Origin of the sequence: Lentibacillus sp. (genome assembly GCF_035301925.1) — a bacterium.
Lineage (GTDB): Bacteria > Bacillota > Bacilli > Bacillales > Amphibacillaceae > Lentibacillus.
Genome location: NZ_DATGTI010000043.1, coordinates 1 through 11,165 on the forward strand (window position 1 = coordinate 1; position 11,165 = coordinate 11,165).

General features: G+C 41.6%; 10 protein-coding genes. All 10 read right to left on the minus strand.

What is annotated here, in order from left to right; translation table 11 throughout:
- Positions 1 to 269: 269 nt before the first annotated feature.
- Complete coding sequence (gene spoVK / locus VK080_RS03870; protein ID WP_324223467.1) at positions 270 to 1,190, minus strand: stage V sporulation protein K; 921 nt, start codon at positions 1,188 to 1,190, stop codon at positions 270 to 272.
- Positions 1,191 to 1,283: 93 nt separating this feature from the next.
- Positions 1,284 to 1,508 carry an RNA chaperone Hfq gene (gene hfq / locus VK080_RS03875; protein ID WP_324223468.1) on the minus strand — a complete coding sequence of 75 codons (225 nt, stop codon included), beginning with the start codon at positions 1,506 to 1,508 and terminating at the stop codon, positions 1,284 to 1,286.
- A gap of 38 nt (positions 1,509 to 1,546) precedes the next feature.
- The gene (miaA, locus tag VK080_RS03880; protein WP_324223469.1) at positions 1,547 to 2,482 is read right to left on the minus strand and encodes a tRNA (adenosine(37)-N6)-dimethylallyltransferase MiaA; all 936 of its coding nucleotides are present in this window, start codon (positions 2,480 to 2,482) and stop codon (positions 1,547 to 1,549) included.
- A gap of 20 nt (positions 2,483 to 2,502) precedes the next feature.
- Entirely contained in the window at positions 2,503 to 2,952 is a 450-nt protein-coding gene (locus VK080_RS03885; RefSeq protein ID WP_324223470.1) for a DNA starvation/stationary phase protection protein, read from the minus strand.
- A 60-nt stretch (positions 2,953 to 3,012) separates the two neighbouring features.
- Complete coding sequence (mutL, locus tag VK080_RS03890) at positions 3,013 to 4,866, minus strand: DNA mismatch repair endonuclease MutL (RefSeq protein ID WP_324223471.1); 1,854 nt, start codon at positions 4,864 to 4,866, stop codon at positions 3,013 to 3,015.
- Positions 4,867 to 4,884: 18 nt separating this feature from the next.
- A complete protein-coding gene (gene mutS / locus VK080_RS03895; protein ID WP_324223472.1) occupies positions 4,885 to 7,452 on the minus strand; it encodes a DNA mismatch repair protein MutS in 2,568 nt (855 codons plus the stop codon).
- Positions 7,453 to 7,565: 113 nt separating this feature from the next.
- Positions 7,566 to 8,132 carry an outer spore coat protein CotE gene (cotE, locus tag VK080_RS03900; protein ID WP_324223473.1) on the minus strand — a complete coding sequence of 189 codons (567 nt, stop codon included), beginning with the start codon at positions 8,130 to 8,132 and terminating at the stop codon, positions 7,566 to 7,568.
- A 151-nt stretch (positions 8,133 to 8,283) separates the two neighbouring features.
- Positions 8,284 to 8,709 carry a RicAFT regulatory complex protein RicA family protein gene (locus VK080_RS03905; RefSeq protein WP_324223474.1) on the minus strand — a complete coding sequence of 142 codons (426 nt, stop codon included), beginning with the start codon at positions 8,707 to 8,709 and terminating at the stop codon, positions 8,284 to 8,286.
- Between the two features lies 1 nt (position 8,710).
- Positions 8,711 to 10,291, minus strand: a complete 1,581-nt coding sequence (gene miaB, locus VK080_RS03910) for a tRNA (N6-isopentenyl adenosine(37)-C2)-methylthiotransferase MiaB (protein ID WP_324223475.1) — start codon at positions 10,289 to 10,291, stop codon at positions 8,711 to 8,713.
- Between the two features lie 181 nt (positions 10,292 to 10,472).
- Positions 10,473 to 10,733, minus strand: coding sequence for a stage V sporulation protein S (locus VK080_RS03915; RefSeq protein ID WP_010530699.1), 261 nt, complete (start codon positions 10,731 to 10,733; stop codon positions 10,473 to 10,475).
- Between the last annotated feature and the right edge of the window lie 432 nt (positions 10,734 to 11,165).

The window sequence follows — 11,165 nt, forward strand, 5'->3', positions numbered from 1 at the left end:
AATAATCTTTTCAACAGAACCACCAGCTGTTTTGGACAATGACTTCAGCTCATCAAGTGATGATTCAAAACGTCTGTCATGAACTCCGGGCATTTTTACAGCGATTATTAAAATCTTTTCCGGCATGTCAAAACCTCTTCCTGTAACCATTCTTACGATATTGCTTACCCGTCATTATCATAGCAAAGAACACATCATTCGACAATTATAGCGGAACAAGGGTTCAGGCTTTGTGCCCCCTTTTTTCAGAAATGGATTACACATATTATTCACTCACGATCAAGTGACAAATCCTCACCTGTCAAATAAATCAAATCATCCATCGAAAAGGCTTCTTGTGTTAATAATCTTGTGGCATGAAGTCTGATTGCCTGCTCAATTACGTTGCGAATATAACGTGCATTCGCAAAATTGTACTGTGTATGGCGTTTTTGATGATTTAAATGCGTTCGTAATTTCCATTCTGCTTCTTTCGTTAATTCATATTCTCGACTCTGGACCATTTGTTTCGCAATTTTTATGAGCTGCTCAGTATCATAATCCTGAAAATCCAATATGAATGGGAATCTTGATTTCAAACCGGGATTGAGCGTCAGGAAACGATCCATTTCATATGGATACCCAGCTAATATTAATACAAAGTCATTATGATAATCTTCCATGTGTTTGACCAATGTATCAATTGCCTCTTTGCCAAAATCCTTTTCCCCGCCGCGCGCTAATGAGTAAGCTTCGTCAATGAATAAAATCCCGCCCATCGCTTTTTGGATGACAGCCCGCGTCTTTTGTGCTGTCTGGCCAATATACTCACCGACCAGATCCGCCCGTTCTGCCTCAATAAAATGACCCTTAGACAGCAGGTTCATCTCAAAATACATTTTGGCAAGCTTTCTAGCTACTGTTGTTTTACCTGTACCGGGATTGCCTTTAAATAACATATGGAGCACTTGTTTTGAACCGGTCAGCCCTATCTCCCTGCGTTTTTCATTAATGATAATGGTGGCGTATATTTCTTTTATCGTCCGCTTCAATCGTTTCATGCCAATAAATGAAGAAAATTCAGCATCAATATGTGAAAAGGTGTCATTTGCTGTTAAATGTTGTTTACCTTCATCGCGGGAGACATGATGTTTATCCTGCAGTATAATATTGATTTTTCCATTTTTGTTTCGAAGTTTCTGTGTATCCACATGATCACTCCTTCATCACGATAGTATACGTGATGTAGGAGTGTGTTGTGACAAACGCCCATATAAAACGGACGCCTGAAAGCGTCCGTTTTATTATTCCTTCTCTAATGACACATTTTTTACAGGGGCAAATGTGGAAATGGCGTGTTTGAATATTAGCTGCTGTTTTCCATCGGTTTCCAATAATACCGTAAAATTGTCAAATGCTTTAACAATCCCCCGCAATTGAAAACCATTAGTCAGAAATAATGTGACCGAAACATGATCCTTTCTGAGTTTATTTAAGTACTGATCCTGAATGTTCACCGACTGTGCCATTCTATTTCCTCCTCTTTTCTATCTGTATTTAAATACTTCTATATATGTTGCAACTTTCCTGCTAGGTCATTTAAAATATTTCTTACGATTTCTTCACTTGACTCCGGTGTCATCGTATACCAATTCACATTCATTTTATTTTTAAACCAGGTGTATTGCCGTTTGGCGTAACGCCTCGAATTTCGCTTCAGTAAATGAACGGCATCATCAAATGTGCGTTCACCTTTAAAATAAGGGATAAATTCTTTATATCCGATGCCGCGCATCGCTTGATGATCTTCATAACCTTGATCATAAAGCGTTTTGACTTCTTGCAACAGTCCCTGTGCGAGCATCTGGTCAACGCGGTCATTAATACGTTCGTATAAACGTTTCCGATCCATTTCCAATCCTACAAAAATAGGATGATAGGGCGAATCCGCTGACTGTTTTCTTTGATATTCAGACATCGTTGTTCCGGTTGTTTCATAGATTTCCAATGCACGGATGAGACGTCTGTGGTTGTTTGGATGAATTTTTGCAGCCTGATCCGGATCTATCTCTTTCAGGCGTTTGTACATAATGCCGGATCCTTGATCGTTAAGCTCTTTTTCCAGCCGTTTGGTCACCTGTTCGTTCCTTCTCTGATCGGAAAAATGATAATCATATAAAGCTGCCTGAATATAAAGGCCGCTTCCACCGGCAATGATCGGCAGTTTCCCATGTGAATCTATTTCTGTAATATAATGCTGGACGTAATTTTGATAATCTGCTACCGAAAAGGGTTCGTCGGGATTTTTAATGTCAATCATATAATGGGGAATCCCCTGTTTCTCTTCTTCTGTAATCTTGGCAGTTCCAATATCCAATCCTTTATAGACTTGCATGGAATCCCCACTGATGACTTCGCCGCCAAAACATCTGGCTATTTCAATGCTCAGCTGCGTTTTCCCTACAGCCGTTGGTCCTACAATTGCTATGACTTTCGTTTTCATCAGCATTCCCCTAAATATCTTTATTCATACGCACGATATGCATGCAGCATCCAGACATATTTTTCTAATTTGCCTTGAAGTGTGACAAGCAAGTCAACTGTCGGCTCGTCGTTCCTTTCGCCTGCATATGGAATCCCTTCTTCTCTTATTTCTTTGATCATCTGTTGGTAGTCCTCAATCAATCGTGCTGTTATTTCATCTTCTTTATCATCAGCTGCTGCTTCTTCCAGTGTTGCTTCCTTTATGTATTTAATCATCGTCGCCAAAGGTTTACCGTCAATCATTAACACCCTTTCAGCAATTTCATCAGCGTCTGCTGCAAACGTTGTGTACATGTCTTCAAATACGTCGTGCAGCTGAAAGAATTGTTTTCCCTGGATAAACCAGTGATAACGATGAAGTTTAACATACATGACAAAATAATTGGATAGTAACTGATTTAAAAAATTGATCAGTTTTTGATTGTCCACAGGCAGCACCCCCGTAATCTCTTTATTTTAGTTTTTACGAGGTGTGCACGATTTATACATTTACATGACCCGTTTAAACATTTTTTCCAGCTCATAAGAAGAAAAGTGAATGATAACCGGTCTTCCGTGCGGGCATGTGAATGGATCGATCGTTGCTCGCAAATCTTCCAGCAGTCTGAACATATCATCCTGATTTAAATGATGGTTCGCTTTTATGGACCGCTTGCATGACATCAGAGCGGCGGCATCTTCTCTAATGGCTTGTACATCAACTTTCTCATCCTGCATAATCTGATTGATCATCTCACGGATAACCTCTTCTTCAAAGCCTTTCGGAAACCAGTTGGGATGGGATCGAATGATATAAGTCTGATTACCGAACGGCTCAAAAAACAAGCCAACATTGTTAAGATCTTCCATATGATGATCGATAAAAATGGATTCCTGTTTGGAGAATTCAAATGTTAAAGGAATCAGTAGTTCCTGCACTTCATTTGTCGTTTGCCCTAATTTTCTCCTGAATCGTTCAAACTTGATCCGTTCCTGGGCAGCGTGCTGATCAATCATATAAAAGCCGTTTTCGTTTTGAGCCAGAATGTAGGTCCCGTGAAGCTGGCCAATTGGATACATGACCGGCACCCGCTGTTCTTTGCCAGACTCCTCCCTCAGTGTATAAGAATCGCTGGCTGGTGTAGCAACCGGATCAGGATATGGTTTATCAGCCATCGGATTTAACGGATGACTTTCCGGTTGGTATTCCTGTTTGTCCTGACCAATCATTTGCCTGCTTCTAATTTCCGGTGTATCTTCATTTACTTGCTGTTCATCCGTCCATGACGTTGATTGCTGTTTTGGTTCATCAAATGTCATGGCGTTCTGAACTGTTTGCTTTGTCTGTGCAGGCTGTCTCTGTTCCATATCCGGTATGAGTGACGTTTTACGGAATGCTTCTCGAATTGTTTCTTCAATTGCTGCAAAAAGTTCCTTATCTTTACTGAAACGAACTTCAAGTTTGGTTGGATGGACATTCACATCAACCAAAATCGGATCCATTTCGATAGACAGCACAACAATTGGAGATCGCCCTACCGGAAGCAGTGTACGATAACCGTTGATAATAGCCTGTGAGAGTTGCATACTTTTTATATATCTGCCGTTAATTATCGTTGACATATAGTTTCGGGAAGCTCTCGTCACTTCAGGTTTTGCAATATATCCTTCTATCGAAAAATCGAGTGTTTCGTGTTTAACCGGCAGCATCTTCCTGGCCACACTCATACCATAAACCTGACTGATGACCTGGAGAAGATCACCGCTTCCTGCCGTGCTGAATAGTGACTTTCCATTGTGTGTCACTTCAAAACGAATGTTTGGGTGTGACAATGCCAGACGGTTTAACAGATCCGTGATGTGTCCAAGCTCGGTATGAATGGTTTTCATATACTTCAAGCGAGCGGGTGTGTTGAAAAATAAATCCTCAACAACAATTTCCGTTCCTTTGCGCGCATCACTCTTTTTCCTGTCTGTAATCACGCCGCCTTCAATTGATAATAACGTACCGGCACTCACGCCCTGGGATGTTTTCACCGTTAATCTGCTGACTGCTGCAATACTGGCCAGTGCTTCCCCCCGAAAACCCAAGGTATTGACGCGGAATAAATCCGTTTCATCCGTTATCTTACTTGTTGCATGACGCAAAAAAGCTTTCTCAGCATCATCTTCAGGCATGCCATTTCCATTATCGGTCACTTTTATTTTTTGCAGACCAGCTTCCTCCACTTCCACTTTGATCCAGGAACTGTCAGCGTCAATACTGTTTTCAATTAATTCTTTCACAACAGAAGCAGGACGTTCCACTACTTCCCCGGCAGCTATTTTATTCGCAAGTGCATCCGGCATTTGAAAAATTCCCATGGAAACAGTCCTTTCGTTTTATTCTTTTGCTTGTTTTTGCAGACGGTATAATTCATTCATGGCATCCAGTGGTGTCATCTCAAATAGGTTAATAGTTTTTAAATCATCGATCACATTGGCAGCTTTTTGACTGACCGGATTCTTCTTCTGTTTAACTTGTTCTTCTTCTGCAAAAAAGGATAATTGTCCACTGACACTTGTAACTGGTTCATTGTCATGTTCCAATTGCTTCAAAATGATGTTAGCGCGGTCGATCAGCGTTGAAGGCAAATCAGCTAATTTCGCAACATGAATGCCATAGCTTTGATCAGCTGCTCCTTCTTTTACCTGATGAAGAAAGACAACATTCCCTTCATATTCTTCTGCCCGTACATGAATATTTTTCAGCCTGTCGAGACTTTCTTCAAGTGCGGTTAGTTCATGATAATGGGTCGAAAATACCGTTTTGGCATGAATATGATCATGAATATACTCAACAATTGCCTGGGCTAGAGCCATCCCGTCATACGTGCTTGTGCCCCGGCCAATTTCATCCAACAAAATTAAACTGTTTTCCGTGGCATTGGCAATGGCATGTTTGGCTTCGAGCATTTCAACCATAAATGTACTCTGCCCTGACACGAGGTCATCTGCTGCTCCAATTCGTGTGAAAATCTGATCGAACAACAGCAGTTCAGCCTCCTCGCAAGGGACAAAACAGCCGATCTGGCCCATGATAACAGTCAAGGCAAGCTGGCGCATATAGGTACTCTTGCCAGACATATTCGGTCCGGTAATCAGAAGAATGGAAGTCTCCTGATCAAGCAAAATATCATTCGGGACAAATGCATCATCTTGCATAACTTGTTCAACGACCGGATGGCGTCCATTTTTGATCGATAATCGGTTTTTCGTAAAACTCGGCCGTTTATAATGGTTTGCTTCACTGACTGTTGCAAACCCTTGTAATACATCGATTTGGCTGACAATTTCCGCCAAATACTGGATTTCCGGAATGTGTTCCTTTACCTGATCACGGATTTCCAGAAACAGATTATATTCCAGGTCAACACTTTTCTCTTCCGCTTCCATGATCAGTTGTTCTTTTTCCTTCAACTCCGGTGTGACATATCGTTCAGCATTTGTCAGCGTCTGTTTCCGCTCATACCTGTCTTCCGGCAGCAGGTGCAGATTCGCCTTGGTGACTTCGATGTAATAACCGAAAACGCGGTTATACCCGACTTTCAGCGATTTAATATTCGTTTCTTTCTTTTCTTTTTGTTCCAATTCGGCAATCCATTGCTTCCCATTCCGTGATGCCTCACGATACGTATCCAGTTTGTCATGATAGCCATCTTTAATGATCGAACCTTCCGTTATGGATACCGGCGGGTCATCCTTCAAACTGGAATCGAGCAACGAAACAAGATGTTCCGGAAATGAAAGTTTGCTGCTTAATTCCGTTATTTTTTCCGAATCAAACCGGGTTAAAATCGATTTTAATTCGGGAATTTTTTCAAGTGATTGCTTCAGCTGAATCAGATCGCGTGCATTGACATTTCCAAATGCAACCCTGCCGGCAAGCCGTTCCAGATCATAAACTGATTTAAGTGTTTCACGCAACATATCCCGTTCCATAAAACCTTGTAAAAATCCTTCCACGATATCCAATCGCGCTTCGATTACCTGCTTGTTTAACAGCGGCCGATCGAGCCATTTTTTGAGCATGCGCGACCCCATTGCCGTAACAGTCTGGTCAAGCACCCAGAGCAGGCTTCCATGTTTTCCTTTCTTCATGATCGTTTCAGTCAATTCCAGATTGCGTTTCGAATACATATCGAGGGATAAATAATGGTTCAATTCGATAACATGTGCTGGCTGCAAATGATCAAGCGAGCGCTTTTGTGTGTCCTCTATGTAATTCAGCAGCCGGCTGAATGCCTGTATAAGCCGCTCATCATTCAAATTGTCACATAAACTTCGGTATTCAGCATTAAATGTGGTCTCATCCTGATACGACAATGTCAGATTCAATTTCTTATATAATTCTTCCTGCAATGGTTCAGGAAGCCCGGAGGAGACAACGATTTCTTTAACCGGCTGATTATACAGTTCATGAATGACAGCGTCCCAACCGCCGGAAATAAGAGCAATATGATTTTCACCGACAGATAAATCGCTGTAAACAATGACATATGAACCATCTTCAAAATGTGAAAGACTCGCAATATAGTTATTGTCACGCTCTGTCAGCATATTGGTTTCCATAACCGTACCGGGCGTGATTAATTGGACGACTTCCCGTTTCACAACACCTTTTGCGGTTTTCGGATCCTCAACCTGTTCACAAATTGCCACTTTATAGCCCTTATCAATTAAATTTTTAATGTAATTGGCCGAAGAATGATATGGCACACCACACATCGGAATTGGCTTTTCTTTTCCGCCATCCCGTTTGGTCAGGGTGATTTCCAATTCTCTGGCAGCATTGATGGCATCATCAAAAAACATTTCATAAAAATCACCCAGCCGGAAAAATAAAAAAGCATCTTTATGCTCAGCTTTAATTTTCAAATATTGCTCCATCATTGGTGTATAATTAGCCATAATGAATCCTCCAAAAACTTGCGATATATTGTTATATTATAGCATATTTTGCAGAATGAAGACGAATCGGAAATTCATAAAAAAACTTACGAGAGTTTCCCCTCGTAAGTTCCTTAATCCTTATCCTTGCTGTCGACAAAGTCGGGTTTGACATCGCCTAGTTCATCATCCGTAATATCAAAGCCCCAGTCATCGTCATCATCAAATGTGTACCCTTTTGGATCAACTTTGACGGCTACTTTTGTCTCACCAATAATTTGCACAACAAACTCGCGCTCAACATCCACGACAATTTTATTACCATGGTTTGCAATCTCGCACTCCAGACAGTTTGGCTGCTGAACCACTTTGGCAATAACGTCATAGTCATCATTTAAACAGTTATCGTCCTTTACTGAAAGCGGGACATAGTCGGTATACGTTACACGTTCGGTAACCACTTCTGTTTTGGTATTATCATTGTACGAATACCAGATATTAATGTCATAGCTGCCATTGATTTCCACCGTCTCTTCTGATTTTTTCTTGGCATTGTACAAATGATTGATTACCCAGCAGCCGAGAATGCTGGAAGGTCTATGTGACGGCGATACATGGTGTGTTGCCTGCGTAAATTTTCTGCCCTTGCCACAAACCGCTTTCGTAATGATTTCTCTATAATCATGATCAAGAAAAGACATATCTTCGTTACCTCCTTTTTCTCATAGTCATTTTATGCAAGACAAATACCTAAAGTGCATAGTGAATTTGATAAAAGGGGTAACGACACCTCACTCACTTGAAAAGATATAAAGAAGCCAGGCGGAACTGGACCCGTCTGGCTTTAAATCATTACTGGCTCGATGATTCGTCCGGAAGCTTTGTACCGGTTTTACCTGAAAGAAGGTCACCGCCGGTTGATGTGATAACATTGTTGGTAACCTCGCGTGAGATCGTCCCGGACACAAGCTGAAGGACGTCATTAACAACGCCCTGTGTCTCCTTGAATTCCTGGACAATCGGAATATCATCTAATTCGGCATGCAATCGATCAATTTCTTCTTCGACCTTCTTCAAAGCTTCTGTTTTGCCATATGCCTGAAAATTGACAGCCTGCTTCTGCAATGTTTTTATTTTCGTGATTAACTTCTGGACTTTCTGGTTATCGTTAATTCTGGCTTCAACTTGTTTGAAGCGGTCAATCTCTTCTGTGTTGGCCAGCATGTTTGCCAGCTGTTTGGCTTCATCCAGTATTTGTTTACGTGTGTACTCTGCCATCTTACTTCACCTCTGCTGTCGTTTCTGCCATAACACCGTTTAATGACCATGTTTTGGCTTCCGTTATTTTAACATCAACAATTTTCCCGATCGCAGATTTAGGACCTTTAAAATTGACCAATTTGTTCCGTTCCGTATAGCCTGCCAGCACATCGGGATCTTTTTTACTTTCACCTTCCACAAGCACTTTGACAACTTTATCCTTGTACTGCTTCATGGATTCGGCAGATTGTTTGTTTACGAGCTCGTTTAGACGGTATAGACGCTGTTTTTTCACTTCCTCAGGCACATTGTCTTTTTTCCGGGCAGCTGGTGTGCCTTCACGAGGTGAATAAATAAATGTGAATGCTGATTCAAAACCAACCTCTTCAACCAGAGACATCGTTTCTTCAAACTGTTCTTCCGTTTCATTCGGAAATCCGACAATAATATCGGTTGTCAGTGTCGCATTCGGCATCGCCTTACGGATTTTTCTTACCAGTTCCAGATAATCTTCACGGGTATACCTGCGATTCATTTTCTTGAGAATCTCACTGCTCCCGGATTGGACAGGCAAATGAATATGGTCAAGTAGATTGCCGCCTTTTGCGAGCACTTCAATCAGACGGTCATCAAAATCCCTCGGGTGTGATGTTGTAAAACGGATTCTCGGTATATCAATTTTGCTCAGGTCATCCATCAAGTCGCCCAGACCATAATCCGAATCCTCAAAGTCTTTACCGTATGCATTGACATTCTGGCCGAGCAGCGTGATTTCCTTATAGCCTTGTGCCGTCAGCTGGCGTACTTCCTGAATGATATCTTCCGGCCGCCTGCTTCGTTCTTTCCCGCGGGTCATCGGCACAATACAGTACGTGCAGAACTTGTCACATCCATACATAATATTAACCCAGGCTTTGATTTTGCCTTTTCGTGCTTTCGGCAGGTTCTCAATGATATCGCCTTCTTTCGACCATACTTCCACCACTTTTTCCTTGCCGAACATCGCCTCTTTCACAAGGTGCGGCAGGCGGTGAATATTATGGGTTCCAAAAATGAGGTCAACTTGCGGATGCTTTTTCATAATTCGATTGACAACTTTCTCTTCCTGGGACATACAGCCGCACACACCAAGAATCAAGTCCGGCTTTTCGCGTTTCAGGGCTTTCAGATGTCCGATTTCACCGAATACTTTATTTTCCGCATTTTCCCGGATGGCACATGTATTTAACAGAATAATATCTGCTTCGTTGGTATCATTCGTTGATTCATAACCCATTTCATCCAGAATGCCTGCCATGACCTCTGTATCATGTTCATTCATTTGGCAGCCGTATGTACGGATCAGGTATTTTTTGCCATCACCGATATTTTCCATATCTTCGGGGATTTCAAAATCATAGTGGACTTCTACATCATCACGTCCGCGTTTTCTTGCTTTGTTCAGATTAGGCGGTTCATATGTCGTTTCAAAATACTTGGCAATCAAATCATCACTGGACGTATTTTTCAGCCGTTCCATGTTGTCCGCATCGGATTTTATGTCCGCCGGATTTTCAGCCTGTCTGATTTGTGATTGCTGTTTCCGCTGCTGTTCATTCATAGTGAAACTCCTTTCTTCTTTATAAAAACGATTTATTGTATAATATCATCCATTAGTTCATTATAAAGGCTTCAGCCATATTAAACAATACATGACGGGTGCTGCACAAATAAAAACCCTCCTAACATAATAGGAAGGGTTCATCTATTCATATAAACATTCAAATGCATTTTAAATAAGCTTATCTCGGTTCAACAATCAATTTTATTGCTGTTCGTTCCTCTTCTTCAATCATGATATCGGTAAACGCCGGTATACAAATTAAATCCACCCCGCTTGGAGCAACAAATCCTCTTGCGATGGCCACTGCTTTCACAGCCTGGTTCAATGCACCGGCACCGATTGCCTGTATCTCCGCCGAGCCTCGTTCCCGTAAAACGTTCGCTAATGCACCTGCTACTGAATTTGGATTTGATTTGGCTGACACTTTTAATACTTCCACTGCTAGTTCCTCCTTCATTAACTATTGTCGTTCTAATGCTACTATATTCTTGGAGATGTTAGCTTATTACTTTATTATGCAACAATAATTCTAAACATTCAAATAAAGTGAAACTTCATTCTGTGAAGTGTTTTTCTTCACAGAATGTTAGTTGAACCGAATCGGGCATTTAAGGTCAGTTAACCGGCGTTTTTTGCCGGGTTACTGACCATTATATGCGGGGAAAAGTGAAACTTCATTCTGTGAAGTGTTTTTCTTCACAGAGATTAAGGAGCAAAGGCTAAGAACGCAACGTCCTGTTGCAACGCCTTTGTGACCTGCATCGTGCAGGCCCGAACCGAATCGGGCATTTAAGGTCAGTTAACCGGCGTTTTTGCCGGGTTACTGACTTTTAATCCTGGAAAAAGCGAAACTTCATTGAGCGGGGTTTCT

Coding starts and splice junctions, on each gene's coding strand:
- miaA (WP_324223469.1), bottom strand. CDS start 2,482: ATGAAAACGAAAGTCATAGCAATTGTAGGACCAACGGCTGTAGGGAAA.
- miaB (WP_324223475.1), bottom strand. CDS start 10,291: ATGAATGAACAGCAGCGGAAACAGCAATCACAAATCAGACAGGCTGAA.
- hfq (WP_324223468.1), bottom strand. CDS start 1,508: ATGGCACAGTCGGTGAACATTCAGGATCAGTACTTAAATAAACTCAGA.
- cotE (WP_324223473.1), bottom strand. CDS start 8,132: ATGTCTTTTCTTGATCATGATTATAGAGAAATCATTACGAAAGCGGTT.
- mutL (WP_324223471.1), bottom strand. CDS start 4,866: ATGGGAATTTTTCAAATGCCGGATGCACTTGCGAATAAAATAGCTGCC.
- mutS (WP_324223472.1), bottom strand. CDS start 7,452: ATGGCTAATTATACACCAATGATGGAGCAATATTTGAAAATTAAAGCT.
- VK080_RS03905 (WP_324223474.1), bottom strand. CDS start 8,709: ATGGCAGAGTACACACGTAAACAAATACTGGATGAAGCCAAACAGCTG.